General features: G+C 71.1%; 26 protein-coding genes, 1 tRNA gene and 1 pseudogene. 13 read left to right on the top strand and 15 right to left on the bottom strand.

Going from position 1 to position 25,396, the window contains the following annotated elements; genetic code table 11:
- Window position 1: 1 nt before the first annotated feature.
- Window positions 2-862 (bottom strand): sigma-70 family RNA polymerase sigma factor, encoded by an 861-nt coding sequence (locus ACZ5NH_RS27160; RefSeq protein ID WP_468779050.1) that lies wholly within the window; start codon window positions 860-862, stop codon window positions 2-4.
- A gap of 146 nt (window positions 863-1,008) precedes the next feature.
- Complete coding sequence (gene arfB / locus ACZ5NH_RS27155) at window positions 1,009-1,446, bottom strand: alternative ribosome rescue aminoacyl-tRNA hydrolase ArfB (RefSeq protein ID WP_388631003.1); 438 nt, start codon at window positions 1,444-1,446, stop codon at window positions 1,009-1,011.
- A gap of 160 nt (window positions 1,447-1,606) precedes the next feature.
- On the opposite strand from arfB, the gene ACZ5NH_RS27150 reads away from it, so the two are divergent.
- From ACZ5NH_RS27150 to ACZ5NH_RS27140, 3 genes are all read left to right on the top strand, one after another.
- Complete coding sequence (locus tag ACZ5NH_RS27150; protein ID WP_388630692.1) at window positions 1,607-2,182, top strand: TerD family protein; 576 nt, start codon at window positions 1,607-1,609, stop codon at window positions 2,180-2,182.
- 186 nt (window positions 2,183-2,368) lie between these two features.
- Entirely contained in the window at window positions 2,369-2,530 is a 162-nt protein-coding gene (locus tag ACZ5NH_RS27145) for a hypothetical protein (RefSeq protein ID WP_468778808.1), read from the top strand.
- 26 nt (window positions 2,531-2,556) lie between these two features.
- On the top strand, window positions 2,557-2,862 hold the full coding sequence (locus ACZ5NH_RS27140) for a hypothetical protein (RefSeq protein ID WP_468778806.1): 306 nt from the start codon (window positions 2,557-2,559) through the stop codon (window positions 2,860-2,862).
- A 41-nt stretch (window positions 2,863-2,903) separates the two neighbouring features.
- Here the strand turns inward: ACZ5NH_RS27140 and ACZ5NH_RS27135 are convergent, their stop codons facing one another.
- Window positions 2,904-4,295: a M1 family metallopeptidase gene (locus ACZ5NH_RS27135; RefSeq protein WP_468778805.1), complete on the bottom strand. Its 1,392-nt coding sequence runs from the start codon at window positions 4,293-4,295 to the stop codon at window positions 2,904-2,906.
- Between the two features lie 77 nt (window positions 4,296-4,372).
- On the opposite strand from ACZ5NH_RS27135, the gene ACZ5NH_RS27130 reads away from it, so the two are divergent.
- Window positions 4,373-4,873 carry a hypothetical protein gene (locus ACZ5NH_RS27130; protein WP_468778803.1) on the top strand — a complete coding sequence of 167 codons (501 nt, stop codon included), beginning with the start codon at window positions 4,373-4,375 and terminating at the stop codon, window positions 4,871-4,873.
- Window positions 4,874-4,876: 3 nt separating this feature from the next.
- On the opposite strand, the gene ACZ5NH_RS27125 is transcribed toward ACZ5NH_RS27130, so the two are convergent.
- On the bottom strand, window positions 4,877-5,566 hold the full coding sequence (locus tag ACZ5NH_RS27125; RefSeq protein WP_468778802.1) for a pentapeptide repeat-containing protein: 690 nt from the start codon (window positions 5,564-5,566) through the stop codon (window positions 4,877-4,879).
- Between the two features lie 224 nt (window positions 5,567-5,790).
- Here ACZ5NH_RS27125 and ACZ5NH_RS27120 point away from each other — a divergent pair.
- Both ACZ5NH_RS27120 and ACZ5NH_RS27115 read left to right on the top strand, forming a co-directional pair.
- Window positions 5,791-6,274, top strand: a pseudogene (locus ACZ5NH_RS27120) (zinc-binding dehydrogenase); the annotation flags it as partial.
- Between the two features lie 89 nt (window positions 6,275-6,363).
- Window positions 6,364-7,878: an MFS transporter gene (locus ACZ5NH_RS27115; RefSeq protein WP_468778800.1), complete on the top strand. Its 1,515-nt coding sequence runs from the start codon at window positions 6,364-6,366 to the stop codon at window positions 7,876-7,878.
- On the opposite strand, the gene ACZ5NH_RS27110 is transcribed toward ACZ5NH_RS27115, so the two are convergent.
- Window positions 7,867-8,346, bottom strand: a complete 480-nt coding sequence (locus ACZ5NH_RS27110) for a GNAT family N-acetyltransferase (protein WP_468778798.1) — start codon at window positions 8,344-8,346, stop codon at window positions 7,867-7,869. The two genes, ACZ5NH_RS27115 and ACZ5NH_RS27110, sit on opposite strands and share 12 nt — an antisense overlap.
- Before the next feature lie 292 nt (window positions 8,347-8,638).
- Between ACZ5NH_RS27110 and ACZ5NH_RS27105 the strand changes: the two genes are divergently transcribed.
- Window positions 8,639-9,292 carry a rhomboid-like protein gene (locus tag ACZ5NH_RS27105; RefSeq protein ID WP_468778796.1) on the top strand — a complete coding sequence of 218 codons (654 nt, stop codon included), beginning with the start codon at window positions 8,639-8,641 and terminating at the stop codon, window positions 9,290-9,292.
- Window positions 9,293-9,302: 10 nt separating this feature from the next.
- Window positions 9,303-10,709 (top strand): NAD(P)/FAD-dependent oxidoreductase, encoded by a 1,407-nt coding sequence (locus ACZ5NH_RS27100; RefSeq protein ID WP_468778794.1) that lies wholly within the window; start codon window positions 9,303-9,305, stop codon window positions 10,707-10,709.
- A 55-nt stretch (window positions 10,710-10,764) separates the two neighbouring features.
- On the opposite strand, the gene ACZ5NH_RS27095 is transcribed toward ACZ5NH_RS27100, so the two are convergent.
- Window positions 10,765-10,841 (bottom strand) — tRNA-Thr (locus ACZ5NH_RS27095).
- 206 nt (window positions 10,842-11,047) lie between these two features.
- Here ACZ5NH_RS27095 and msiK point away from each other — a divergent pair.
- From msiK to ACZ5NH_RS27080, 3 genes are all read left to right on the top strand, one after another.
- A complete protein-coding gene (msiK, locus tag ACZ5NH_RS27090) occupies window positions 11,048-12,184 on the top strand; it encodes a diacetylchitobiose ABC transporter ATP-binding protein MsiK (protein WP_451553281.1) in 1,137 nt (378 codons plus the stop codon).
- A gap of 227 nt (window positions 12,185-12,411) precedes the next feature.
- Entirely contained in the window at window positions 12,412-12,873 is a 462-nt protein-coding gene (locus tag ACZ5NH_RS27085) for a hypothetical protein (protein WP_388630724.1), read from the top strand.
- 89 nt (window positions 12,874-12,962) lie between these two features.
- Complete coding sequence (locus ACZ5NH_RS27080; protein ID WP_388630727.1) at window positions 12,963-13,694, top strand: nucleotidyltransferase family protein; 732 nt, start codon at window positions 12,963-12,965, stop codon at window positions 13,692-13,694.
- Window positions 13,695-13,786: 92 nt separating this feature from the next.
- On the opposite strand, the gene ACZ5NH_RS27075 is transcribed toward ACZ5NH_RS27080, so the two are convergent.
- The 7 genes from ACZ5NH_RS27075 to ACZ5NH_RS27045 all read right to left on the bottom strand — a co-directional run bounded on the left by ACZ5NH_RS27075 (window position 13,787) and on the right by ACZ5NH_RS27045 (window position 20,682).
- Window positions 13,787-15,502 carry a DoxX family membrane protein gene (locus ACZ5NH_RS27075; protein ID WP_468778792.1) on the bottom strand — a complete coding sequence of 572 codons (1,716 nt, stop codon included), beginning with the start codon at window positions 15,500-15,502 and terminating at the stop codon, window positions 13,787-13,789.
- A gap of 153 nt (window positions 15,503-15,655) precedes the next feature.
- Window positions 15,656-16,597: a 23S rRNA (guanosine(2251)-2'-O)-methyltransferase RlmB gene (rlmB, locus tag ACZ5NH_RS27070; RefSeq protein WP_468778790.1), complete on the bottom strand. Its 942-nt coding sequence runs from the start codon at window positions 16,595-16,597 to the stop codon at window positions 15,656-15,658.
- 91 nt (window positions 16,598-16,688) lie between these two features.
- A complete protein-coding gene (gene cysS, locus ACZ5NH_RS27065) occupies window positions 16,689-18,089 on the bottom strand; it encodes a cysteine--tRNA ligase (protein WP_468778788.1) in 1,401 nt (466 codons plus the stop codon).
- 45 nt (window positions 18,090-18,134) lie between these two features.
- Window positions 18,135-18,539, bottom strand: a complete 405-nt coding sequence (locus ACZ5NH_RS27060; RefSeq protein WP_468778786.1) for a PPOX class F420-dependent oxidoreductase — start codon at window positions 18,537-18,539, stop codon at window positions 18,135-18,137.
- Between the two features lie 74 nt (window positions 18,540-18,613).
- Entirely contained in the window at window positions 18,614-19,132 is a 519-nt protein-coding gene (gene ispF / locus ACZ5NH_RS27055) for a 2-C-methyl-D-erythritol 2,4-cyclodiphosphate synthase (protein WP_468778784.1), read from the bottom strand.
- Window positions 19,122-19,874, bottom strand: a complete 753-nt coding sequence (gene ispD / locus ACZ5NH_RS27050) for a 2-C-methyl-D-erythritol 4-phosphate cytidylyltransferase (RefSeq protein WP_388630745.1) — start codon at window positions 19,872-19,874, stop codon at window positions 19,122-19,124. The genes ispF and ispD overlap by 11 nt, the downstream gene beginning before the upstream one ends.
- Window positions 19,875-20,199: 325 nt before the next feature.
- Entirely contained in the window at window positions 20,200-20,682 is a 483-nt protein-coding gene (locus ACZ5NH_RS27045; RefSeq protein WP_003953493.1) for a CarD family transcriptional regulator, read from the bottom strand.
- Window positions 20,683-21,308: 626 nt separating this feature from the next.
- On the opposite strand from ACZ5NH_RS27045, the gene ACZ5NH_RS27040 reads away from it, so the two are divergent.
- Window positions 21,309-21,986, top strand: coding sequence for a copper chaperone PCu(A)C (locus tag ACZ5NH_RS27040; protein WP_468778782.1), 678 nt, complete (start codon window positions 21,309-21,311; stop codon window positions 21,984-21,986).
- Between the two features lie 120 nt (window positions 21,987-22,106).
- Here ACZ5NH_RS27040 and phoP read toward each other — a convergent pair whose 3' ends face one another.
- Together phoP and phoR are read right to left on the bottom strand one after the other, a co-directional pair.
- Window positions 22,107-22,778 carry a two-component system response regulator PhoP gene (gene phoP, locus ACZ5NH_RS27035; protein WP_468362337.1) on the bottom strand — a complete coding sequence of 224 codons (672 nt, stop codon included), beginning with the start codon at window positions 22,776-22,778 and terminating at the stop codon, window positions 22,107-22,109.
- Window positions 22,779-22,783: 5 nt separating this feature from the next.
- Window positions 22,784-24,043, bottom strand: coding sequence for a two-component system sensor histidine kinase PhoR (gene phoR / locus ACZ5NH_RS27030; protein ID WP_388630751.1), 1,260 nt, complete (start codon window positions 24,041-24,043; stop codon window positions 22,784-22,786).
- 180 nt (window positions 24,044-24,223) lie between these two features.
- On the opposite strand from phoR, the gene phoU reads away from it, so the two are divergent.
- Complete coding sequence (phoU, locus tag ACZ5NH_RS27025; RefSeq protein ID WP_388630754.1) at window positions 24,224-24,913, top strand: phosphate signaling complex protein PhoU; 690 nt, start codon at window positions 24,224-24,226, stop codon at window positions 24,911-24,913.
- Window positions 24,914-25,396 lie beyond the last annotated feature (483 nt).

Below are 25,396 nucleotides of genomic sequence, written 5' to 3'. Positions count from 1 at the left end.
GCTACACCGGCTCGATGGTCAGCTCGGACAGGTCTTCCGGGTTCGTCACGATGTCGATGGTCGTGATGCGGTCGGCGACGAAGGTGAACGTCAGGATGCGCTCCACGCGGCCGTCGGCATACACGACCAGCCCCGTCGCCCCGTCGACCAGCGCGGGACGCGCCACGCGGGCCAGATGGGCGAAGCTCTTCGCACCGGAGGCGACCCCCGCCGCACCGGCGGTCACACCCGCCTCGCCGCGCGCCACCACGTCCGGGTCGAGCACCTCCAGCAAGCCGTCGAAGTCCCCCTCCCGCGCGGCCGCCAGGAACGCGTCGACCACCTCCCGCTGCCGCGCCAGGTCGGCCTGCGGCGCGTCCGCGCCCCGCACCCGGCGCCGCGCGCGGCTGGCCAGCTGCCGCGCGGCGGCCGGGTTGCGTCCGAGGATCCCGCCGACCTCCTCGAACGGCACCCCGAACAGATCGTGCAGCACGAACGCCAGCCGCTCGGCCGGCGAGAGCGTCTCCAGGACGACCAGCAGCGCCGCCCCGACCGAGTCCGCGAGCACCGCGTCCTGCGCGGGGTCCGGCTCGGCGCAGGCTCCGGGATGCCAGGTCTCCAGGGGCTCCTCGCCCCGCGAGCGGCGGGAGCGGAGCGTGTCGAGGCAGACCCGCCCGACGACGGTCGTCAGCCAGCCCCCGAGGTTGTCCACCGCACGCGTGTCGGTCCGGCTGAGCCGGAACCACGCCTCCTGCACCGCGTCCTCGGCCTCCGCGGCCGAGCCCAGCATCCGGTGGGCGACGGCCCGCAGATGCCCCCGGTACGCCTCGAACCGCTCGGCGAGGAACTCGTCGTCGCGGTGCTGCCGCTCGTCGTCGCCCATGGGGTGCCCGGCCCTTCCGCCGCCCAGGTGGTCCGCTGCCTCACGGACTCGCTGACTCACTGACGAACGGCAGGCCGCGAATGTGACGGCTCACCGGCGCGACGGCAGCCGCGCGGGTGACCGGCGGCCGCCCGCGCCCGCCGGGCTCACGACCAGTCCCGGCCCGAGCGGCCCCGCTTCGTCTCAGAGCGCTGCTTCTTCTCCCGCAGCCGGCGTTCGTTGATGCCGCGCGGGATCCGGGTCGGCCTGCGCGGTCTGGGCGGGGGCGCGCTGGCCTCCGCGAGAAGGGCGGCGAGGCGCACGGCGGCGGCCTCGCGGTTGCGCCACTGGGAGCGGTGCTCGGAGGCCCGTACGGTCACCACGCCGTCGGCGAGCCGGCCCGCGAGCCGCTGCAGCGCCCGCTCCTTCCAGACCGCGGGCAGCGCCTCGGTGCGGGCGAGGTCGAAGCGCAGCTCCACCTGCGAATCGCTGGTGTTGACGTGCTGTCCGCCGGGCCCGGACGACCTGGAGAAACGCCACATCAGCTCGGCCTCGGGAAGGGAGACGGAGCCGCGAATGACGTAAGGACCGGACATGCCCTCCATGTTCCCGGCCGGCCCGGTCCGCGTCACCTGGATTTCCGGATCCCCCGCTCGGTAAAAAAGGTAAAGGGACCCGGAACCACCGGCACCCCCCTCGACGTTCTTCACGGTGACGGTAGCTTCAACGGCACTGCACCACATGTCCAAGGAAGGGACTCCCAACATGGCTGTAAGCCTGTCCAAGGGTGGCAACGTCTCGCTCACCAAGGAGGCTCCGGGCCTGACCGCCGTCACCGTGGGCCTCGGCTGGGACGTCCGCACCACCACCGGCACGGACTTCGACCTGGACGCCTCCGCCATCGCGGTCAACGGCCAGGGCAAGGTCTACTCGGACGCGCACTTCGTCTTCTTCAACAACAAGCAGACCCCGGACAACACCATCGTCCACACCGGCGACAACCGCACCGGCGAGGGCGAGGGCGACGACGAGGCGATCAACGTCAACCTGGCCGCGCTCCCGGCCGACATCGACAAGGTCGTCTTCCCGGTCTCCATCTACGACGCCGAGAACCGCGGCCAGAACTTCGGCCAGGTCCGCAACGCCTACATCCGCATCGTCAACCAGGCCGGCGGCACCGAGATCGCCCGCTACGACCTCTCCGAGGACGCCGCCACCGAGACGGCCATGATCTTCGGCGAGCTGTACCGCAACGGCGCGGAGTGGAAGTTCCGCGCGGTGGGCCAGGGTTACGCCTCGGGCCTGGTCGGCATCGCCCAGGACTTCGGCGTCAACGTCTGACGGACGCCGGGCGCTGCGCTGAGCAGGGGCCGCTGCTGAAGCGACCTGCGCGAAGGCGGCGGGCGGAGGCCTCTCGTGCGGCCGACCACGGCGAAAGGCTCCCGCCCGCCTCCTGGCTCCCGCCCCGCCCGCCTGAAGGGGCGCGGGGCACTCGGCCACCCACCCCCGGAGGGATAGCCTGCCGCTGTGATTCTCGAACTCCTGTCCCCCGGCCGGGACTTGTGGCCGCCGCCGCTGCTGGCCGAGCTCACCGCGCTCTACGCGTCCAAGCGTGAGTTCCACCGGCTCAGCGGCGACTTCCCCGACCGGACCGGCGCGAACGGCGGGAGCTGTACGTCGCCTGCCTGACCAAGTACCGGCTGGCGTACGAGGCCATGCACACGGCCGCCGGCGCCCACCGGGACGGGCCCGCCGACCGGCGGGAGACGGCCGTGCGGGAGGCGTTCCGCGCCCCGGGCTGCGCCGAGGTCCGGGAGAACCTGCTGATCTGCGCCACGGAGGAGATGACGGCCGTCGTCGAGGACGTCTACGCGTCCCTGCGGAAGCTGCTGGAGGTGTTCGCGGCGGGCGATCCGGCGCTGGACACCCCGGATTTCCAGGAGCACCGGCTCAAGCACGCGCAGGCCACGTGGGCGGCACGGGCGGCGATGCGGGCGGCACTGGAGCGGGGAGCCCGGTAGCCGCGCCCGTCACGGACGGCCGGGCCTGCCGGTCACGGATGTCACGGGTGGGCCGGTTTGCCGTCGCCGTACAGCCAGTCCTGCCAGATCTCGGTGAAGTCCTTGTGCGGGGCCTTCTTCTCCACGTACGCGGTGAAGTCAGCGGTGCTCGCGCTGCCGTGCCGGTGGGCGGCGGCCCAGCCCTGGATGATGTCGTAGAAGGTGTCGTCGCCGACCTTCTGCCGGATCTTCTCCAGGACCATCGCGCCACGCTGGTAGACCGGGCTGTCGGAGATGTGCGCGGCGCTCGACGGTTTCGCGGGCGGGTAGGCCCAGATGGCCTTGTCGTCGCCGTTGTAGTAGTCCATGAAGGTCTGCTGGGCGCTCTCGCCGCCGTGGTCCTCCCAGTACAGCCACTCCGCGTACGTGGCGAATCCCTCGTTGAGCCACATGTCCCGCCAGGACTTCGGGGTGACCGAGTCGCCGTACCACTGGTGGGCGAGTTCGTGCACGAGGGTGCCGGTGTCCGGGGCGCCGGGGAAGACGGGCCGGTTCTGGGTCTCCAGGGCGTACCCGGCGTCGTCGGGGCGGGCGACGATCGCGCCGGTGGAGGAGAAGGGGTAGGGCCCGAAGTTGATCTCCTCCCACTTGATGATGTCGGGGAGCTGCGCCAGCGCCTGCTCGCTCGCCTTCGCCTGGGTGGGGTCGACGGCGGTGAGAATCGGCAGTCCGTGCGGGCCGGTGCCGCGGGTGAGGTCGAAGTGGCCGACGGCGACGGTGGCGAGGTAGCTCGCCATGGGCTGGGCGGTGTGCCAGTGGTAGGTCGTGCGGCCGCCCTTGGTGGTCCGGTCGGTCAGCTCGCCGTTGGAGACGGCCTGGAGGCCCTGGGGGACGGTGACGGTGAGGTCGTAGGTGGCCTTGTCGGAGGGGTGGTTGTTGCCGGGGAACCAGGCCATGGAGCCGACGGGTTCGCCCAGGCCGAGGGCGCCGTCGGCGGTGGGCAGCCAGCCCTCCTTGGAGCCGTCGGGGTCGGTGAGGGTGTGCGGGGTGCCCGAGTAGCGGACGGTGGTGCGGAAGGTCTCGCCCCTGCGCAGGTCGTCGTGCGGGCGGACGGTGAGCTCCTGGCCGGCCCGGTTGAAGCGGGCCTTCCTGCCCTCGACGGTGACCGAGTCGACGTGCAGCCCGGCGAGGTCGAGGTCGAAGGCGGACAGGTCCTGGGTGGCGCGGGCGGTGATGACCGCCGTGCCGGTGAGGTGGCGGGTGGCGGGGGTGTAGTCGAGGGTGAGGTCGTAGTGCCCGACGTCGTAGCCGCCGTTGCCTGCCTTCGGGAAGTAGGGGTCGCGTACGCCGGAGCCGCCGGGGGTGCCGTGCACACCGCGGTCGCACGCGGTGCCGGTGAGGGCGAGGGCGAGCAGGACCGCGGCGGCCGGCGCAAGGCGTACGGATCTGGACATGTCAGCGATCTTAAGTGCCGGGGCACGAGTGATCCGAGTGTCCGGGGCTGCTGCCGGGGCGTGACACCATCTCTCCCGTGCTCGACATCGGCTACGCCCTCTCCAACCGGTTCCCGGACCCCCCGCAGACCGACTACCGCCGCGCGGACGTGCACGCGCTGCGGCACGACCTGTTCTGCGGTGATGTGTATCTCGCGGACACGAAGACGGACCGGGAGCTGTCCACAGCCTGGGGATGGGTGCCGGTGCTGGACTTCGCGTGGGCGCTGTGCGACATCGTGGAGCGGCTGGACCGGGACCCGATGGGCTCCCGCGCGGCCCGGCCGCAGCGGGCGGAGCTGGACTTCACCGAGTCCACCGACCGGATGCTGTTCGAGCGCCGCTTCGGCTGGGTGGACATCACCGCCGACTGGGTGCCGGACGAGGAGTCCCCGCTGTCCTTCTCCCACGCCGAACTGCGCCGCGAGGCCCGCGACTTCCTGCACGACCTGATCTCCGACCTGACCGACCTCCATGAGGACCTGGCCGAGAACCCGGCGATCTGGACCCTCCAGGCCCGCTTTCCGCGACTGCAGTGAGGCCTACTCCACCCGGATCCCCAGCTCCGCCGCCAGCACCGGTGCCAGATCCAGCAGTTGGCCCGTGCTGATCACCGCCCCCGACAGTCGGTCCAGCCCCCGCACGATCTCCAGTGGCGCGGCGCCGCGCAGGTCCACGTCCTTCAGTGTCGCGCTGCCGAAGTCGGCCTCTCTCAGCGCGCAGTCGACGAACTCCACCCGCTCCAGCGTCGCGCCCGCGAAGTCCGGCTCGACCAGCACGCAGGACTCGAAGACCACGTCCTTGAGGCGCGCCTCACGCAGATTCAAATAATCGATCTTGCCGCCGCGGACCACGACCCGCTCCAGGACGGCGCCATGCAACTGCGTGCCGCCCAGCCGGGCGTCGATCAGCTCGACGTCCCGGAACGTGGACTCGGCGAGATGCGTGCCTACCCCGCGCAGCCCGGCCAGGACCGAGTCCAGGACTCTGGCCCGGCCCAGCGAAGTGCCCTCCACCACGCAGCCGGTCAGCGCGCAGTCCATGAACCGGGCGCCCACACCGTCCTGCCCGGTCAGATCGGCGTCCCGGAACACCAGCCCGTCATAGTCCCCGTCCGGCGCCAACTCACCACCGGACCACGGCTCCAGGGACGGCAGCCGCAGCTCCGGCCGCCGCGCGCCCTTCACCGCTGCCCGGCCCGCCGCACGGCCGCCCGTTGCTCTCCTCGCCATGCCCCCATGCTGCACCCCACCACTGACAATCCGTCTGACCTGCGCAAACCCAGGCGATGTCACATTCCGGCCCCGCCAAACAGTCCTACCTACGGACCGACAGACCCGTACGACACGGACCAGGTGTACCGATCCGAGGGAGGGCCCACCTCATGCACCGCCCCATGCACCGCCTCACCGTCGTCGGCGGTGGCTTCGCCGGACTCACCGCCGCCGAGGCGGGCGCCGAGAACGCCGGCGCCACCGTGATCGGACTCGCGCGCGGCCCGGAGAAGACGGCCCGGGTCCGGGCGAACGGCGCCGACCTCGCCGTCGACTACACCGACACCGCCTGGCCCGCGAAGGTCCGGGCCGACCTCGGGGCGAGGCAGGCCTCGATGGTCTACGACGGAGTCGGCGGCGAGGCGGCCCGGCAGGCCGTCGCCCTCCCCGGACGCGGCGGGCGGCACCTGGTCTTCGGCTGGTCGGCGGAGGGCATCGCAGAGGGCGCGGGGGCACTTCGTCGAGGGCGTCTCCCGCTCCGTGCTCGGCCCCGAGATGCTCCGCAGGGCCGGCGGACTGCGCGCGCTCGAACTGCGCGGGCTCGCCGAAGCCGCGCACGGCCGGCTGCGCCCCGCCGTCACCCGCTTCCCCCTCGCGGACGCACCCGCGGCGCACCGCGCACTCGAGAACCGCGGCACTATCGGAAAGGTGGTACTGGAACCATGAAACGCCCGCCGAAAACCACGCCGAAGGCCCCGAACAGCCGGAACGCACACACGGATGCGATACGCCCAGATTCATGGTCTTCTGGCCAGATGACCAACGGCCGAACGGGTGCGACCGGAACCCCCCGACAGGCCCCGGAGGCGACCGACCCGCACCGCTGGTGGGCGCTCGTCGTCATCGCCCTCGCCCAGCTGATGGTCGTCCTGGACGCGACGATCGTGAACATCGCGCTCCCCTCCGCCCAGCACGCCCTGCACATGTCCGACGGCAACCGGCAGTGGGTGATCACCGCCTACACCCTCGCCTTCGGCGGCCTCCTGCTGCTCGGCGGCCGCATCGCCGACCTCGTCGGACGCAAACGCACCTTCGTCCTCGGACTCGTCGGCTTCGCCGTCGCCTCCGCGCTCGGCGGCGCCGCCACCGGCTCCGGCATGCTCTTCGGCGCCCGCGCGCTCCAGGGCGCCTTCGCCGCCGTCCTCGCGCCCTCGGCGCTCTCCCTGCTGACCACGACCTTCACCGACCCCCGCGAACGCGGCAAGGCCTTCGGCGTGTACAGCGCCCTCGCCGGCAGCGGCTCGGCGATCGGATTCATCGTCGGCGGCCTGCTGACCGAGTACCTCAACTGGCGCTGGTGCCTGTACGTCAACGTGCCCATCGCCGTGCTCGCCGTGATCGGCGCCTTCGCCCTCCTGCACGACCGCCCCGGCCACCGCGAGTCCCGCCTCGACGTCCCCGGCGCCCTGCTCGGCTGCGGCGGACTCGTCGCGATCGTCTACGGCTTCAGCGAGGCGCAGCCCCGCGGCTGGAGCGACTCCCTGGTGCTCGCCCTGTTCGCGAGCGGACTGCTCCTGCTCACCGCGTTCGTCTGGTGGCAGAACCGCGCCCCGAGCCCCCTGCTCCCGCTGCACATCATCAAGGACCGCAACCGAGCCGGCTGCTTCCTGACCATGATGCTCGCGACGATCGGCATGTTCGGACTGTTCCTGTTCATGACCTACTACCTGCAGATCATCCTCGGCTACTCGCCGGTCAGGACGGGCCTCGCCTATCTGCCGCTCACCGCCGCGATCATCATCGGCGCCACGCAGATCTCCGCCCGGCTGCTGCAACACGTGGCCCCGCGCATGCTCATGACTCCCGGCATGATCATCGCCGGCGGCGGCATGGCCCTCCTCACCCGCATCACGGTCCACTCCTCCTACCCCACCGAGATCCTGCCCGCCCTCATCCTCATGGGCCTCGGCATGGGCCTGACCTTCATGCCCGTGTTCGCCACCGCGACCTCCGGTGTCGCCCCCCGCGACTCCGGCGTCACCTCCGCGACCGTCAACACCTCGCAGCAGGTGGGCGGCTCGATCGGTACGGCGCTGCTCAACACCATCGCCACCACCAGCAGCACCGCCTACATCACCGCCCACCTGCGCATCGGCGCACCCAAGGCCCTCGTGGTCCCGGCCGGAGTCGTCCACGGCTACACCGTCGCCATCTGGTGGGCGTCCGGCGTGATGCTCCTGGCGGGCCTGACCGCCGGCCTGATGGTCACGGCCAGGGCGCCGAAGAAGGGGCTGCCGGCCGACGCCCCGGTAGCGGAGTCAGTGATCTGACGCCAACTGCGCGAGCGGCCCGTCCGTCAGCCGGTACACCGTCCACTCGTCCTGCGGACGGGCACCCAGCGCCTCGTAGAAGCCGATCGCGGGCCGGTTCCAGTCCAGCACCGACCACTCCAGCCGCTCGTACCCGCGCTCCACACAGATCCGCGCCAGCTCCGTCAGCAGCGCCCGGCCGTGCCCGCCGCCACGGGCACCCGGCCGGACGTACAGGTCCTCCAGATGGATCCCGTGCGCCCCGCGCCAGGTCGAGAAGTTCAGGAACCACAGCGCGAACCCCACGGCCTCGCCGGTGGCGTCGTCCACAGCCATGTGGACGAACGCCGCCGGCCGCTCCCCGAACAGCGCCTCCCGCAGCTGCTCCTTCGTCGCCCTAGCCTCGTGCGGGGCCTTCTCGTACTCGGCCAGCTCACGGATCAGGGCGTGGATGACGGGGAGGTCGGCGGGTGTCGCGGTACGAATCATGCCGCGAGGCTAACCGGTGAGCCGGCGCGCGATCTCCAGCGGCCGCCCCCTTCATGACGGGGCGTGCCGCCCCCGCGCGGTCGGCGGCCGACACGTTCTCGAAGTGCGGATCCCAGACGGGCCGGCAGCCGCGAGATGACCACGACGGCCGCACGCGTGACGGCCCCACGGCCGCCGTCGGGCCCGACGACCGGCAGGGCCCTGCATTCCTGGACTCCATCTCCTGGACACCGCAAGATCGCCGGGAATGTCAATCACGGGCCGGACGATACTGGCGTGCGTGAATCGGCTCATGCGAATCAACCGGGGCCTCGGCTACGTATGGGCGTACATCCGCAGCGCTCCCGGCACGTATGTGTGGCTGGCGGTCCTGTTCGTCACGACCGTCGCACTGCACCAGATGTCGCCGGAGTTCGAGCAGCACTTCCTGCGGCAGCGGTCGACCAATATCCACGAACTGTCGCACAATCCCGTGCGGGTCCTGGTGGCCAGCGCGATGTGGATCGACAGCGGCCGCTGGCTTCCCTACGTCCTGCTGTACACGGTGTTCCAGGCGCCCGCCGAACGCTGGCTCGGCACGGCCCGCTGGTTCGCGGTGTGCGCCCTGGCGCACGTCCTGGCCACCCTCATCAGCGAGGGCGCCCTGCTCAAGGCCATCCGGGACGGCATGGCCCCGCACTCGGCCGTCAACACCCTCGACATCGGCGTCAGTTACGCCCTGGCCGGCGTCATCGGCGTCTTCACCTACCGCTTCGCGTTCCCCTGGCGGTACGCGTATCTTCTGGTCATCCTGACCGTCTTCACCCTGCCCCTGGCCGCGGGACGCACCTTCACCGAACTCGGCCACCTCGCCTCCCTACTGATCGGACTGGCCTGCTACCCGCTGACCAGAGGCCGCGGAAAAGCGTGGAATCCGAAGGAGACACTGACCGCCCCGAGGGGTTAACGTCCCGGCCATGAGCAGTACGGCAAGCAGTGTCGTCAACGGCGGGATCTCCTTCTGGTACGCGGACGACGGCCTCTCCGCGGTACGCGAGCCCCTGCCCGGGGACGCCACCGCCGACGTCGCGATCATCGGCGGCGGCTACACCGGCCTGTGGACCGCGTACTACCTGAAGAAGGCCGCCCCCTACCTCCGCATCACCGTCCTGGAACAGAAGTTCTGCGGCTACGGCGCCTCCGGCCGCAACGGCGGCTGGCTCTACAACGGCGTCGCCGGCCGCGACCGGTACGCCCGGCTGCACGGCCGCGAAGCCGCCGTACGCCTGCAGAAGGCCATGAACGACACCGTCGCCGAGGTGATCGCGGCGGCCGAGACGGAGGGCATCGACGCCGACATCCACCAGGGCGGCGTCCTCGAAGTGGCCACCACACCCGCCCAACTGGGCCGCCTCAAGGCCTTCCACGAGCACGAGCTGTCGTACGGCGAGAAGGACCGGGAACTCTACGGCGCCCGCCAGACCGCCGAACGCATCCGCATCGCCGACGCCGTCGGCTCCACCTGGACCCCGCACGGCGCCCGACTGCACCCCGTGAAGCTGGCCAAGGGCCTCGCGGCGGCCGTCGAGGCCCTCGGCGTCACGATCCACGAGTCGACCCCGGTCACCGAGATCCGCCCCAAGCACGTCGTCACCCCCTACGGCACGGTCCGCGCCCCCTACATCCTGCGCTGCACCGAGGGCTTCACCGCGTCCCTGAAGGGCCAGAAGCGCACCTGGCTCCCCATGAACTCCTCGATGATCGCCACCGAGCCGCTGACCGAGGACCAGTGGGCCTCCATCGGCTGGGACGGCCGCGAGACCCTCGGCGACATGGCCCACGCCTACATGTACGCCCAGCGCACCGCCGACGGCCGGATCGCGCTCGGCGGCCGGGGCGTGCCCTACCGCTTCGGATCGAGGACGGACAACGACGGCCGCACGCAGCAGGCGACCATCGAGGCCCTCCGCGAGATCCTGACCCGCTTCTTCCCGGCCCTGACCGGACTCCGCGTGACCCACGCCTGGTCGGGCGTCCTCGGCGTGCCCCGCGACTGGTGCGCCACGGTGACCCTCGACCGCTCGACGGGCCTCGGCTGGGCCGGCGGATACGTCGGCTCCGGCGTCGCCACCAGCAACCTGGCCGCCCGCACCCTGCGCGACCTGGTCCAGCAGGACTCCGGCCAGGGCGGCCGCACCGAGCTGACGGACCTGCCCTGGGTGAATCACAAGGTCCGCAAGTGGGAACCCGAACCCTTCCGCTGGCTCGGCGTCCACGGCATGTACGCCACCTACCGCACCGCCGACCAGCGCGAACGCCTCCGCCCGGGGACGGAGTCCTCACGGCTGGCGAAGGTGGCGGACCAGGTGGCGGGACGGCACTGAGCGAGCTGGAACGAGCGGGCCGACCTGAGGGAAACCCCAGGTCGGCCCAATTGTCTGGAGCCCCCTGTCGGATTCGAACCGACGACCTTCGCTTTACAAGAGCGGTGCTCTGACCAGCTGAGCTAAGGAGGCGTGCACCTGGGTGCTCGTGCAGTGTACCCAGGTCCACGGCGGGTCCCGTCGAGAATTTCCGCGAAGTTCACAGTCGTCGAGGTACTGACAGACCACCTGAACGCCAGGTACCGTCCTGAGCCAGTTCACTCGTGTGGACTACACCAACCACCTTCCTACAACGGATCGTCCGGCACGTTCCTGCCGGTAGAAGGGGGCCCATCACCATGGCCACTGTCACGTTCGACAAGGCGACCCGGATCTACCCGGGTTCCACCAAGCCCGCCGTCGACGGTCTCGACATCGCGATCGAGGACGGCGAGTTCCTCGTCCTGGTCGGCCCGTCGGGTTGCGGAAAGTCCACCTCGCTGCGGATGCTCGCGGGCCTGGAGGACGTCAACGGCGGCGCCATCCGCATCGGTGACCGCGACGTCACCCACCTGCCGCCCAAGGACCGGGACATCGCCATGGTGTTCCAGAACTACGCCCTCTACCCGCACATGACGGTCGCCGACAACATGGGCTTCGCGCTCAAGATCGCGGGCGTCAACAAGGCGGAGATCCGGCAGAAGGTCGAGGAGGCCGCGAAGATCCTCGACCTCACCGAGTACCTGGACCGCAAGCCGAAGGCGCTCTCCGGCGGTCAGCGCCAGCGTGTCGCCATGGGCCGCGCCATCGTGCGTGAGCCGCAGGTGTTCCTCATGGACGAGCCACTGTCCAACCTGGACGCCAAGCTCCGTGTCTCGACCCGTACGCAGATCGCGTCGCTGCAGCGCCGCCTCGGCATCACCACCGTCTACGTCACCCACGACCAGGTCGAGGCCATGACGATGGGCGACCGGGTGGCCGTGCTCAAGGACGGCCTCCTGCAGCAGGTCGACTCGCCGCGGAACATGTACGACAAGCCCGCGAACCTCTTCGTCGCCGGCTTCATCGGCTCCCCGGCCATGAACCTGGTCGAGGTCCCGATCACCGACGGCGGCGTGAAGTTCGGCAACAGTGTCGTCCCGGTCAACCGGGAGGCGCTGAAGGCCGCCGGCGACAAGGGTGACCGCACGGTGACGGTCGGTGTCCGGCCCGAGCACTTCGACGTGGTCGAGCTGGGCGGCGCTGCGGCCGCCTCCCTGACGAAGGACAGCGCCGACGCGCCGGCCGGTCTCGCCGTCTCCGTGAACGTCGTCGAGGAGCTCGGCGCCGACGGCTACGTCTACGGCACCGCCGAGGTCGGCGGCGAGGTCAAGGACCTGGTCGTCCGCGTCAACGGCCGCCAGGTGCCGGAGAAGGGCTCCACGCTGCACGTCGTGCCGCGGCCGGGCGAGATCCACGTGTTCTCGACGTCCACGGGTGAGCGTCTCTCCGACTGAGCACGTGCACGCCGAGTGAGCTGCGCGTTTGCGCGAAGTTGACGAAAGGGGCCCTGCGGACTGCCGCAGGGCCCCTTTCGTGCCGTTCGCGCGGCCGGATATACCCCGGCACAGCCATCATTTCGGGCGAGGCCCGTCAACCCCCTACCCAGAAAATGGCGACATTCCATCCCCCGAAGGGGTGACTCAATGTCGCCAAATCATTACGCCACGCTACCCTCACACGCGTGAAGCACTCCACCACCCCACAGACGCGACGCGGCCACCGGGGCGGCCCTGCCCGCCGGATCGGCCGCACTCTCGCCCTCGTCCTGCCCGTCGTCCTGGTGCTCTCCGGGACCCTCGCGGTCACCCGGGTCAACTGGACGGGAAGCCCCTCCGGCTCGGTGCTGGCCGCCTCGGACATCTCCTCGGCCGAGGTCTCCACCAGGACGGTCTCCCGCGCCCCGCAGGACGTGCTCCGCGACCAGCTGATGAGCGAACTGCAGGACAAGAACCCCGGGGTCGTCCTCACCCACCTCCAGCAGGCCGTCAACGGACACCCCGCACTGGCCCGGCACTGCTCCGCCATCGCCCGTGCGCTGGGCCAGGCCGCGGTGCGCATCTACGGCGCCCCGCGCGCCCAGTCCTACGCGCGTCCCGTGTGCGACACGGCGTTCGCCTCGGGCGTGCTCGCCGCGCACAGCTGACGCCGGGTGCGCCGGGACGTCGGCGACGGCTCCTCAAGGAGCGCGCCGCCGTCGGCCGGCCCCAGGGGCGCGCCACGTACAGTGCGGTCATGACCCATCCCAACGCCGCGTCGCGCCCCACTCAGGCCGTGATCCTGGCCGGTGGCCAGGGCTCCCGGCTGCGCCCCTACACCGACGACCGGCCCAAGCCGATGGTCGAGATCCCCGGCACGGGCACTCCGATCATCGGCCATCAGCTGACCTGGCTCGCCGAGGAAGGCGTGACCGACGTGGTGGTCTCCTGCGGCCACCTCGCCGACGTCCTGCAGAAGTGGCTGGACTCCGCCGACCTTCCGCTCTCCGTCACCACCGTCGTGGAGACCGAGCCCCTCGGCCGTGGCGGCGGCCTCAAGTACGCCGCCGCGCGTCTCCCGCGCCCCGACCGGCCCTGGTACGCCACCAACGGCGACATCTGGACCCGCTTCTCCCTGCGGGACATGGCCGACTTCCACACCGAGCGGGACGCCGTCGCGACACTGGCCCTGGCTCGGCCGCGGATCCCCTGGGGCGCGGTGAAGACCGACGGGTTCGGGCACATCACCGACTTCATCGAGGCGCCGCCGTCGACGTTCGAGATCAACGCGGGCGTGTACGTCTTCTCCCCCGAGTTCGCCCCGCTGCTGCCGGAGCGCGGGGATCACGAGCGCACCACGTTCCCCGGGCTGGCCCGTGAGCGGAAACTCGCCGGGTTCCCCATTCCGCAGGGGGCGTACTGGCGGGCCATCGACACGGCCAAGGATCTGACGGAGGCGGCCAAGGAGCTTGCCGCGCTGGGGCGGTAGCCCAGGCCGCTCGGTAGCCGGGGCTGTGCCCTCCCCACATCAGAAGGCCCCGTACCTTTCGCGGTACGGGGCCTTCCGCTCGCTGGGTCGAGCTAGCCGAGCAGACCGCCCACCAAGCCCGGCTGGCCGCTGGACGAAGAGCCGCCCGAGCTGCCGGAGCCGCCGGAGCCGGACGAGCCGCCGGAGCTGGACGAGCCGCCGGAACTGGTCGGGCCGGCCGTCGTGCTCGGGACGCCGCCCGTCGGGGAGGACTGGCGGGGCGGAATCTGGCCCGAGGTGCCCTGGGTCTGGCTGGGGGTCGTGGTCGTACCGCCGGCGCTGCGGGTGGCGCCCGGGGTCGTGGCCGCGCCGGAGGGGCTCGCGCCGGCCGTGGCGCCGCCCGAGGGCGAGGTGGAGGCCGCCGGGTTCTTCTTGTGCCGCTGGCCGGGCTGCTGGGGCAGCGGGGAGCCCGGGAGGTTGTTGCGGGGGGCATCGCCCGGGCCCGGGACGATGACGCGGCTGGAGTCGCGTACGGCGCCGCCGAGCAGGGAGCCGACGAGCAGGGTGACGCCGACGGTGATGACCGTGATCAGGGCGCCGCGGCGCAGGACGTAGCGGCGCAGGTCCCAGATGTCGGCGCGGGGGCCGAGGCGGCGCCAGGCGCCGGCGGCGAGGCGGCCGTCCACGGAGTAGACGGGGGCACCGGCGATGATCAGCGGGGACCAGGCGGCCAGATAGATGATGTCGGGGGCGTCGTAGGCGGGGACCGTCTTCCAGCTGACGGTGACGATCAGGGCCGCGGACAGCAGGGCACCCACGACCGCGGCGACGCGCTGCCAGCAGCCGAGGACGGTCAGGACGCCGACGACCACCTGGAGGAAGGCGATGACCAGTCCGGAGCCGACCGGGTGGTGCAGCGCGAACTGGCGCAGCGGCTCGGCGACGTCCCAGGGGTGCAGGGTGTTGAGCCACTTGACCATCGAGCCGCGCTTTCCGCCGTCGAAGTAGACGGGATCGCACAGCTTGCCCATGCCGGCGTAGATGGAGATGAAGCCCAGGAAGATGCGGAGCGGGAGGAGGACGACGCCCAGGTTCATCCGGCGGCCGGGGTAGTAGGCGTGCCGGGCCGGGTCTTCTCCGTGGCGGCGGGCGCGGCGCGGGGCGTCGGGATCGGAGAGGTGTGCGTAGTCGTCGTAGTCGTCGTAGTCGCCATGGCCTTCGTAGCCGTCGTGGCTCTCGTACGGCTCGAAGGCGGCGCCCGGGTAGGGGGGTTCGTCGTAGGCGCCGCCGACCGTGCGCATGTGGGGCAGCAGGCGGGTGCCGTCGGCGGCGTCGGGGGCCGTGCGCTGGTGGCCGACGACCGGGGTCGCGACCGTCTGCCCCAGGTCGTCGTAGGCGTCGGCGTAACCGGTCCCGACGCGTGGGATGACCCGGGTGGCGCCGGGCTCGGGCTCGTCGGTGTGGCGGACGCTGCTGCCCCGCACGGCCTGGAGGAGCCGGTGGGCGCCGGTGTCGTCGGGGGCGGACCTGCCGCTCCACACGACGGGGCGGCGGCGGCCCGTGGCGGCGCCCGCCCGGCCCGCGGTGCCCATGACGGGCATCCGGGCGGTGTCCTGGGCGACGCTCGGATACCGGGCGATCCGCGCGGATTTGCTGCGCGTCGCCGATCCGCCCAGCTGCACGCGGAAGCTGGCGTGATTGACGATGACCTGCGCCGGATCGCTCGGCACCTTCACCATGCTCAGCGCGGGAGCGTCGTCGAGCCCGGACTGGAATCCCGACGAGCGTCCCCCCGTGGGAGTGCGGGGTGTTCTGGTGTCCACACTCATCTAACCGAGTGACGTGGAGTTAGGACACTGCTTTGACCGGGCGGATGTGTCCGGACCCCGTCAAAGCAGCATCGAAGGCCACATGGACCCCAGAATTACCCCGCAAGGGTGAAATTCCGGACGGGTGTTCAGCCCCGTCGGTGTGCCGTCCCCTCAGCTGCGCCTGCGCGCCGCCTCATACAGCACGATGCCCGCCGCCACACCGGCGTTCAGCGACTCCGCGCCGCCCGGCATCGGGATGCGGACCCGGAAGTCGCAGGTCTCGCCGACCAGGCGGGACAGGCCCTTGCCCTCACTGCCGACGACGATGACGACCGGGCCGTCCAGGGCCGCCAGATCGCCGAGTTCGACCTCGCCGTCCGCCGCCAGGCCCACGACCGTGATGCCGGCCTTCTTGTACGCCTCCAGGGCCCGGGTGAGGTTGGTGGCGCGGGCGACCGGGGTACGGGCGGCCGTGCCGGCGGAGGTCTTCCAGGCGCCGGCGGTCATGCCGGCCGAGCGGCGCTCGGGCACGACCACGCCGTGGCCGCCGAAGGCGGAGACGGAGCGCACGACCGCGCCGAGGTTGCGCGGGTCGGTGACGCCGTCCAGGGCGACGATCAGCGGATCCTCGCCCTCGTCGTAGGCGGCTTCGGTGAGGTCCTCGGGGTGCGCGTACTCGTACGGCGGGACCTGCAGGACCAGGCCCTGGTGGTTGAGGCCGTTCGTCATCCGGTCCAGCTCGGGGCGCGGGGCCTCCATCAGGTTGATGCCGCCGCGCTCGGCGGCGAGCTGGAGGGCCTCGCGGACGCGCTCGTCGTTGTCGATGAACTGCTGGACGTAGAGGGTGGAGGCGGGCACGCCCTCGCGCAGCGCCTCGACCACCGGGTTACGGCCCACGACCAGCTCGGAGGCCGACTTGCCGCCGCCCCGGCGCTGCGGCGTGCGGCCCTGGGCACGGCGGGCCTTGGCCGCGGCGACGCGCTGCTTGGCGTGGCCCTTGCGCATCTCGGCGGGCGGGGTCGGACCCTTGCCCTCCAGGCCCCGGCGCCGCTTGCCGCCGCTGCCGACCTGCGCGCCCTTCTTGCCGGACATGCGGCGGTTGTTCGCGGCCATGACCTACCTGTTCTCTGCGGAAAAGTGTGCGTACGTCTATGCAGTGTGCCGCCCGGGGGGCCGGGCGGCACAATCGATCAAGGGTCGGGGCCTACCGGGACCCGAGGGTCCAGCGCGGGCCCTGTGGGCTGTCCTCGATGACCAGGCCCGACTGGTTCAGCTGGTCGCGGATGGCGTCAGCGGTGGCCCAGTCCTTGCGGGCACGGGCGGACTCGCGCTGGTCGAGGACCAGGCGGACAAGGCTGTCCACCACGCCGTGCAGATCTTCGCCCCGGTCGGACTCCCCCGCCCACCGCTCGTCGAGCGGGTCGAGACCGAGGACGCCGAGCATGGCCCGCACCTCGGCGAGGCGGGCGACAGCGGCATCCTTGTCATCGGCAGCCAGCGCGCTGTTGCCCTGCCGGACCGTGGTGTGCACGACGGCGAGGGCCTGCGGCACACCCAGGTCGTCGTCCATCGCCTCGGCGAAAGCGGGCGGGACCTCGGCGGCCGGCTCCACGCTCTTCCCGGCGAGCCCGGTCACACGCTGCACGAAACCCTCGATCCGCGCGAACGCCGACTCGGCCTCGCGCAACGACTCCTCGCTGTACTCGATCATCGACCGGTAGTGCGGGGTGCCCAGGTAATAGCGGAGCACGACGGGCCGCCACTGCCTGACCATCTCGCTCACCAGCACGCTGTTGCCGAGCGACTTGGACATCTTGTCGCCGGCCATCGTGACCCAGGCGTTGTGCACCCAGTACTGCGCGAAGTCGTCACCGTAGGCCCTGGCCTGGGCGATCTCGTTCTCATGGTGCGGGAAGATCAGGTCGAGGCCGCCGCCGTGGATGTCGAAGGCGGTACCCAGGTACTTGTGCGCCATGGCCGAGCACTCCAGGTGCCAGCCGGGGCGGCCCTCACCCCACGGGGTCGGCCAGGTCGGCTCACCCGGCTTCGCCGCCTTCCACATGGCGAAGTCACGCGCATCCCGCTTGCCGGTCTCCCCCTCGCCGGACGGCTGGAGCAAGTTGTCCAGCTCCTGCCGGGACAGCTCCAGATACTGCGGGAAGGACCGCACGTCGAAGTACACGTTGCCGTCGGCGGCATAGGCGTGCCCCCGATCGATGAGGCGCTGCATCATCTCGACCATCTCGGTGATGTGGCCGGTGGCGCGCGGCTCGTAGGTCGGCGGCAGGCAGCCCAGCGCGGTGTAGCCCTCGTCGAAGGCCCGCTCGTTCTCATACCCGATCGACCACCAGGGCCGGCCCTGCTCACGAGCCTTCGCGATGATCTTGTCATCGATGTCCGTGACGTTCCTGACGAAGGTCACCTCATAGCCGCGGTAGGTGAACCAACGGCGCATGATGTCGAAGTTGAGGCCCGACCGGATGTGCCCGATGTGCGGTGCCGCCTGCACGGTGGCGCCACACAGGTAGATCGAGACACAGCCCGGCTTGAGCGGGATGAAGTCACGGATCTGCCGGGCGCTGGTGTCGTACAGGCGAATAGTCACCACTCCAGGGTAGTGGGCGCGGGGTGGTGCCCAGTGCCGCATGCCTCAGAACATGCCCACGACCTTCTCCGGCGTGATCCTCACGATCACACGGTCGGCGTCGTCGGCGGAGGCCGGGTTGAACTCCGCGTACTTCTTGCCGGTGTACTTCATGGACAGTTCGTCGATCAGGGCCTTGGCGCCCTGCGTGGTGAGTTCCGCGGTGCCCCGGATCTCGCCGTAGGCGTACGGCATCTCGGGGTCCTGGACGACGACGCTCACCCGGGGGTCGCGGTCGAGGTTCTTCTTCTTGCGGCGGTCGACGGTGGTGGAGAACAGGATCTGGTCACCGTCCCGCTTCACCCACACCGGGGACATCTGGGGGCGGCCGTCGGGCTGGATCGTGCCGACGACGACGAACACGGGACCGTCGAGCAGGGACTTGAGCCGGTCGGGCAGGGTGGCGGGCATGGGTACCTCCCAGGTCAGCGGTGACTCTCCGGGTACCCTCGCACGCTCTGCGCACACGCGCATCACGAGCAACTTCAGCCCGTACGGACCACCAGTGCCGTGGCGATCGCCATCAGCCCCTCCTCGCGGCCCGGGAAACCGAGGCCGTCCGTCGTGGCTCCGGAGACGGAGACGGGCGCGCCGGCCGCCTCGGAGAGGATCTTCTGGGCCTCGTCCCGGCGCTTGCCGATCTTCGGACGGGGGCCGACCACCTGGACGGCGATGTTCCCCACGGTGAAACCGGCCTCGCGGACGATCCGGGCGGCCTCCGTCAGGAGGGTCACGCCCGAGGCGCCGGACCACTCGGGGCGGCCGGTGCCGAAGTGCTGTCCCAGGTCACCGAGGCCGGCGGCGGAGAAGAGGGCGTTGCAGGCGGCATGGGCGACGACGTCCGCGTCCGAGTGCCCGGCGAGGCCCGTCCCCTCACCCTCCCACTTCAGGCCCGCGCACCACAGCTCGCGGCCCTCCTCGAAGGCATGGATGTCGGTGCCGATGCCGACCTGCGGCAAGACGCCACCCGGCGGCAGCCGGAAATCCGGTGCTTCAGAAGCCATCGTTCAGCCTCCTGCGGGCCAGGACCGCCTCGGCGAGGACCAGATCGAGGGGCCGGGTGACCTTGAAGGCCTCCTCGTGCCCGGGGACGGCGACGACCGTCAGGCCCAGCTGCTCGACCATGCTCGCGTCGTCGGTGACGTTGTCGGTGACCGTCTCGTGGGCGTGGATCAGGGTCGCCCGGTCGAAGCCCTGGGGCGTCTGGACGGCGCGCAGGCGGGCGCGCTCCGGCGTGGCGACGACGGGCTCCGGCTCGCCGGCCTCGGTGGCGGGCTCGACCTCCTTGACGGTGTCGGCCAGCGGGAGCGCGGGGACGACGGCGGGGGCGCCCGCGCGCACCGCCTCGATGACGCCGTCGACCGTGTCGACCGGGACGAGCGGGCGGGCCGCGTCGTGGACGAGGACGATGCCGTACTCGGGGGGAAGCGCGTCGAGGCCGAGCCTGACCGATTCCTGGCGGGTGTCACCGCCGGGGACGACCAGGAAGTCGGTGCGGTCGGGCAGGGCGTGCGCGTCGAGCAGGGACTTGACCTCGGCGGCGCCGTCCGGCGGCGCCACGACGATCACCAGGGAGACATGGCGGGAGGCGGCGAGCGCGCGGACCGCGTGGATGAGCATGGGCGTGCCGTTCAGCGCGCGGAGCGCCTTGGGGGCGCCCGGGCCGAGGCGTACGCCCCGGCCGGCGGCGGGAATCACGGCGGCGACGGGGGTCTGCGCGGGCGAAGGGCGCGATTCGTCAGACATCGGTTCCTGTCAAGGTTTGTGTGCTCGACCTAGGTGGGTATGGCCTGGAGGAGTGCCGGGCGCGACGCCTTGACCGGACCCTTTCCGTGACCCTGGTCGAGCCATCTGCCCGGGCCCGGCACATCAAGTATCGGGGGCATTCCCTGAGGTGTACGGCAGGCGTTTCGACGCCCCGTTTCCGGCTGCCGAAGCCGCGCTGAAGGTTCGCGGCATTTTCCGGGGACGAACATGCCGCAGCGCCCGGCGACATGGTCAGTGTCATCGGGCACCGCGGCATTTCACTGTGCTGAGCGTGGCGGAAGCGAAGGTTCGCCGCCGTGGCGCGTCAGGAGGCGAGTACCTCGTCGAGCAGGGCCTCGGCCTTGTCCTCGTTCGTGTTCTCCGCGAGAGCCAGCTCGCTCACCAGGATCTGGCGGGCCTTGGCGAGCATGCGCTTCTCACCGGCGGAGAGCCCTCGCTCGCGCTCACGACGCCACAGGTCACGCACGACTTCCGCGACCTTGATGACATCGCCGGAGGCGAGCTTCTCCAGGTTTGCCTTGTAACGACGCGACCAGTTCGTGGGCTCCTCGGCGTACGGCGCGCGCAGCACCTCGAAGACCCGGTCCAGCCCGTCCTGACCGACCACATCACGCACGCCCACGAACTCAGCATTGTCCGCTGGCACACGTACCGTCAGGTCACCCTGGGCGACCTTCAGCACCAAGTAGGTCTTGTCCACGCCTTTGATCTGGCGAGTTTCGATGGCCTCGATCAGCGCGGCCCCGTGATGGGGATAGACCACGGTGTCGCCAACCTTGAACGTCATGTGACAGGTACCCCTTCCGTGGCTATCCAGGGTAACACGGATACGGCGTCTTCTGAATGGCGTTTTCGCAGGTCAGGGCATATCTCGGGGCTTGACAACTGCGACAGGAACGTGCTGCGAGGGGCCTCGCGAAGCGGGAATTCGCAGGTCGGAGGGGCTCTTCGGGCGAGGTGAAACGCGTACGTTACACACTTCGGGAGCCGTCTCCAAGTGGATGAACGTCCCGGTTTGTCCGCTTCCAAGCGTACGACTTCCGCTACTCCGTTCGGTGCCCGTGGGCCGATCCGGGCCGATTCCGGAATTGATCAACGGCTGCCCGGGCGGTGCCGCGTGATCAATATCGAGACAGTCGTCGAAGGGTGGCCGAGGGCGAGCACGCATTCCTTCACGGAAATTTTGCGAGCGGTTATGTGAATGGCGGACGAGCGCCCGGCAAAGTGACGGGAGAGTCGCCTGTGACCACAGTGACGAGGGTTCGCGGTACCCCCAGCCGGAGGCAAGCACACTGCTTGGGGAGGGTCGGGTGCGGCGGCTCCGGAACGGCTCGGTAACCTAAGGCCGCTGACAGACACTTAGGGTGGCTTTATAAGGGGAGCCGCCCGCGCGTTCAAGGAGTTGCCGCCGCCGTGAGCAGCAGCCTTCGACGCGGCGCCCTCGCCGCCTCCGCCATCGCCTTCTCGATCGCCTCGCTCGCCGCGTGTGGTGCCGGCAACGACTCCCAGACCCTCGGGATCAAGCCGGACAACGCGGCCACCACGGTCGGCAACATCAAGGTCCTGAACGCGACGGTCATCACCCAGCCCGACCTGAAGTCGACGGGCCCGGCCGTGGTCTCCGCGACCCTGTTCAACCAGGGCAGCACGGACGAGACCCTGCAGTCGATCGCCGTCGCGGGCAGCACCGAGACCGTGAAGCTGACCCCGGCCAAGGGCGGCAGCCTGACCGTCCCGGCGCACGGCTCCCTGATCCTCGGCGGCCCGGGCAACGCCTCCGCCGAGCTGCCCAGCGGCCGCGCGGCGGTCCAGGACGGCAACGCCCAGACGATCACCTTCACCTTCAGCACGACCGGTGCCGTGAGCCTGCGCGCCTTCGTGGTGCCGGCCGCCGGCTACTTCGACAAGTGGGGTCCGAGCCAGATCCCGTCCGCCTCGGCGACGGTCTCCGGGGCGCCGGGCGCCACGGCCTCCGGCAGCGCGAAGCCGGGCAAGCACGGCAAGGGCAAGGCCACCGCGTCGGCGACCGCGAGCGGCGGCGCGACCGCGGCCCCGAGCGACTCCGCCTCGCAGTCGGCCACCGGCCAGTGAGCAACCCCTGAGCAGCCGTACGCACGAGGGCGGCACCCCACAGCGGGGTGCCGCCCTTCGTCGTGGAGCCGGTGCGGCCGACGTACCCGGCACACGGCTCGTACCGCGGACGCGTGCGGTTTACGGCTCGAACTTGTAGCCCAGGCCCCGGACCGTCACCAGGTAACGCGGCGCACCCGGGTCCGGTTCGATCTTGGCGCGCAGGCGCTTGACGTGGACGTCGAGCGTCTTGGTGTCGCCCACGTAGTCGGCGCCCCAGACGCGGTCGATGAGCTGCATGCGGGTGAGCACACGGCCTGCGTTGCGCAGGAGCATCTCCAGCAGGTCGAACTCCTTCAGCGGGAGGTCGACCTTGGAGCCGGCGACCGTCACCACGTGGCGGTCGACGTCCATGCGGACCGGGCCCGCCTCCAGCGCGGCCGGGGCGACCTCCTCCGGCTCGCCGCGGCGGCGCAGGACGGCACGGATGCGGGCGACCAGCTCGCGCGAGGAGAAGGGCTTGGTGACGTAGTCGTCGGCTCCTATTTCCAGGCCGACGACCTTGTCGATCTCGCTGTCCTTGGCCGTCACCATGATCACGGGGACGTTGGAGCGGCCGCGCAGCTGGCGGCACACCTCCGTGCCGGGCAGCCCCGGCAGCATCAGGTCGAGGAGGACGAGGTCGGCGCCGTTGCGCTCGAACTCGTCGAGTCCGTCGGGGCCGGTGGCCGCGATGGCGACCTCGAAGCCCTCCTTGCGGAGCATGTACGACAGAGCGTCGGAGAAGGACTCCTCGTCCTCGACGACGAGCACTCGGGTCACGGAAGGACCTCCGGGGCGGGAAGCGGTTCGTACGGGGATGAGTCGGGGGCGCCGCCGTCCTCGTCTTCTTCGTCGAGGTCGGGGTGCTGTTGTGCACGGTCGCGGGCCGCACCCGCCTCCGGCAGCCTGAGGGTGAATGTGGAGCCCTGGCCTTCGGCGCTCCACACCGTGACCTCCCCGCCGTGCGAGGCGACCACGTGCTTGACGATCGCGAGACCCAGACCGGTGCCTCCGGTGGCCCGCGAGCGGGCCGGGTCGACGCGGTAGAAGCGCTCGAAGATGCGCTCCTTGTCCTTGTCCGAGATGCCGATGCCCTGGTCCGTCACGGCGAGCTCGATCATGTCGCCGCCGGGTGCGCTGACCCGGCGGGCGGCTATGCCGACGCGGGTGCGGGCCGGGGAGTAGTTCACGGCGTTCTCGACGAGGTTGCCCAGGGCGGCGGCCAGCTGGCCGCGGTTGCCCCAGACGTGCAGGTCGGCGGTGCCTCCCGCGGCCATGGTGATCTGCTTGGTGCCGGCCTGGTGGCGGCAGCGGTCGATCGCCTCGGCGACCAGCTCGTCCACGCGGACGGGCTCGGCGTCCTCCAGCGGGTCGTCGTTCTGCACCCGGGAGAGGTCGATCAGCTCCTGGACCAGGTTGGTCAGGCGGGTCGCCTCGATCTGCATACGGCCCGCGAAGCGCTGTACGGCCTCGGGGTCGTCCGAGGCGTCCATGACCGCCTCGGACAGCAGGGAGAGGGCGCCGACGGGCGTCTTCAGCTCATGGCTCACATTGGCCACGAAGTCGCGCCGTACGGCCTCGATCCTCCGGGCCTCGGTCAGGTCCTCGACCAGCAGCAGGACCAGTCGGGAGCCGAGCGGGGCCACGCGCGCGGAGACGGCGAGGGCCTCGCCGCGTCCGGTGCCGCGCCGGGGCAGGTCCAGCTCGACCTGCCGTATCTCGCCGTCGCGTCTCGTGTCCCTGGTCATCTGGAGCATGGGTTCCACGGCGAGCTTGCCGCCGCGGACCAGCCCGAGGGCGTAGGCGGCGGAGCTTGCCTTGACCACGGCGTCGGCCTCGTCGAGGACGACGGCCGAGGAGCGGAGCACGGACAGCACGGTGTCCACGCCGGGCGGGAGTACGGGATCGGTGTGCAAAGAAGTCCTGGTCGGTCGCTTCTGGTCGCGTTCGCTCCAGCGGAACGCCAGCATGGCGATGACGCCGGTGAGCACTCCGGCGATCGCTGCCGCTGCGGCGACCGCCGCGTTCACGTCCATGCATCCAGGTTAAGCAGGCCCTACGACATGACTACAGCCGTCGAGGTGCGACCTCGGACACTCGTCGCCCAGAGTTCACCTTGGGGCCAGGATTGGTTCATTTGGGGTGGCGGAAACGGACGCGTGCGGGTCAGAACGTGGGAGCGTGGGGACCAAGCACACCTATGAGAGGGAACCCTGATGCGGGACGCGTACCACGAGGAACTTGACTCGATCGGCGACGGTCTGGTGGAGATGGCCCGGCTGGTCGGGTCGGCGATCGGGCGCGCCACGACCGCCATCCTCGACTCCGACCTGAAGCTGGCCGAGAGCGTGATCGAGGCCGACCAGAAGGTCGACGAGCTCCAGCACGACCTGGAGGCCCGGGCCATAGCCCTGCTCGCCCGGCAGCAGCCGGTGGCCACCGACCTGCGGATCGTCGTCACCTCGCTGCGCATGTCCGCCGACCTGGAGCGGTCCGGCGACCTCGCGCAGCACGTGGCGAAGCTGGCCCGGCTGCGCTTCCCGGAGCGCGCGGTGCCGCAGGACCTGCACGCCACGATCCTGGAGATGGGCCAGCTCGCGCAGCGCCTGATGGCGAAGGCGGCCGAGGTGATCATCACCAAGGACGTCGACCTGGCGCTGCAACTGGAGCATGACGACGACGAGATGGACCTGCTGCACCGCACCCTGTTCCAGCACCTGATCGACGAGCGCTGGAAGCACGGCATCGAGACGGCGGTGGACGTCACCCTCCTCGGCCGTTACTACGAGCGCTACGCCGACCACGCCGTGGCCGTCGCCAAGCGCGTCGTCTACCTGGTCACGGGCGAACACGCGGACGAACTCCAGCCGGACATCCAGCCGGTCACGGGGGTCGAGGGCGCGTAGCCCCTCCGGGGGTTCGGCCGGCGTTGGGCGAGCTCTGCTGGGCTACGGCCCGGGGCGGGGGCTCGCGGGGGTTCTGTGGGTCGGGGGCTCGCGGGGCCGCAGCCGCGCCGGGGAGCGTCACGGAGCCTCGACTTCCGGGCCTGCCCCGGCACTGGCGCCGGGCGGGCTCGGGGCGCTCGACGCCCTTCGGCCCCGGGCGGACAGGGCCTCAGAGCGCTTGCGACCCGAGGCTGCGGCCTGGAGCGGGGAGCATCACGGAGCCTCGACTTCCGGGCCTGCCCCGGCACTGGTTGCCGGGCGGGCTCGGGGCGCTCGACGCCCTTCGGCCCCGGGCGGACAGGGCCTGGAAGGGCTTGCGACCCGAGGCTGCGGCCTGGAGCGGGGAGCGTCACGGAGCCTCGACTTCCGGGCCTGCCCCGGCACTGGTTGCCGGGCGGGCTCGGGGCGCTCGACGCCCTTCGGCCCCGGGCGGACAGGGCCTCA

This window comes from Streptomyces sp. NPDC031426 (assembly GCF_055581585.1).
This window is presented reverse-complemented; position numbering and strand designations above follow the sequence as displayed.

Bases quoted from the DNA above. Each gene is read 5' to 3' on its own strand.
- ACZ5NH_RS27045 (WP_003953493.1), bottom strand. From the start codon at position 20,682: ATGACGTTCAAGGTTGGCGACACCGTGGTCTATCCCCATCACGGGGCC.
- ACZ5NH_RS27135 (WP_468778805.1), bottom strand. From the start codon at position 4,295: ATGTCCAGATCCGTACGCCTTGCGCCGGCCGCCGCGGTCCTGCTCGCC.
- ACZ5NH_RS27075 (WP_468778792.1), bottom strand. From the start codon at position 15,502: ATGAGTGTGGACACCAGAACACCCCGCACTCCCACGGGGGGACGCTCG.
- ACZ5NH_RS27100 (WP_468778794.1), top strand. From the start codon at position 9,303: ATGAGCAGTACGGCAAGCAGTGTCGTCAACGGCGGGATCTCCTTCTGG.
- ACZ5NH_RS27115 (WP_468778800.1), top strand. From the start codon at position 6,364: ATGACCAACGGCCGAACGGGTGCGACCGGAACCCCCCGACAGGCCCCG.
- ACZ5NH_RS27060 (WP_468778786.1), bottom strand. From the start codon at position 18,539: ATGCCCGCCACCCTGCCCGACCGGCTCAAGTCCCTGCTCGACGGTCCC.
- phoU (WP_388630754.1), top strand. From the start codon at position 24,224: ATGCGGGACGCGTACCACGAGGAACTTGACTCGATCGGCGACGGTCTG.
- ACZ5NH_RS27140 (WP_468778806.1), top strand. From the start codon at position 2,557: ATGCACACGGCCGCCGGCGCCCACCGGGACGGGCCCGCCGACCGGCGG.
- arfB (WP_388631003.1), bottom strand. From the start codon at position 1,446: ATGGAGGGCATGTCCGGTCCTTACGTCATTCGCGGCTCCGTCTCCCTT.
- ACZ5NH_RS27080 (WP_388630727.1), top strand. From the start codon at position 12,963: ATGACCCATCCCAACGCCGCGTCGCGCCCCACTCAGGCCGTGATCCTG.
- ACZ5NH_RS27160 (WP_468779050.1), bottom strand. From the start codon at position 862: ATGGGCGACGACGAGCGGCAGCACCGCGACGACGAGTTCCTCGCCGAG.
- ispD (WP_388630745.1), bottom strand. From the start codon at position 19,874: ATGTCTGACGAATCGCGCCCTTCGCCCGCGCAGACCCCCGTCGCCGCC.
- phoR (WP_388630751.1), bottom strand. From the start codon at position 24,043: ATGGACGTGAACGCGGCGGTCGCCGCAGCGGCAGCGATCGCCGGAGTG.
- ACZ5NH_RS27110 (WP_468778798.1), bottom strand. From the start codon at position 8,346: ATGATTCGTACCGCGACACCCGCCGACCTCCCCGTCATCCACGCCCTG.
- ACZ5NH_RS27105 (WP_468778796.1), top strand. From the start codon at position 8,639: ATGCGAATCAACCGGGGCCTCGGCTACGTATGGGCGTACATCCGCAGC.
- rlmB (WP_468778790.1), bottom strand. From the start codon at position 16,597: ATGGCCGCGAACAACCGCCGCATGTCCGGCAAGAAGGGCGCGCAGGTC.
- msiK (WP_451553281.1), top strand. From the start codon at position 11,048: ATGGCCACTGTCACGTTCGACAAGGCGACCCGGATCTACCCGGGTTCC.
- ACZ5NH_RS27150 (WP_388630692.1), top strand. From the start codon at position 1,607: ATGGCTGTAAGCCTGTCCAAGGGTGGCAACGTCTCGCTCACCAAGGAG.
- ispF (WP_468778784.1), bottom strand. From the start codon at position 19,132: ATGGCTTCTGAAGCACCGGATTTCCGGCTGCCGCCGGGTGGCGTCTTG.
- ACZ5NH_RS27125 (WP_468778802.1), bottom strand. From the start codon at position 5,566: ATGGCGAGGAGAGCAACGGGCGGCCGTGCGGCGGGCCGGGCAGCGGTG.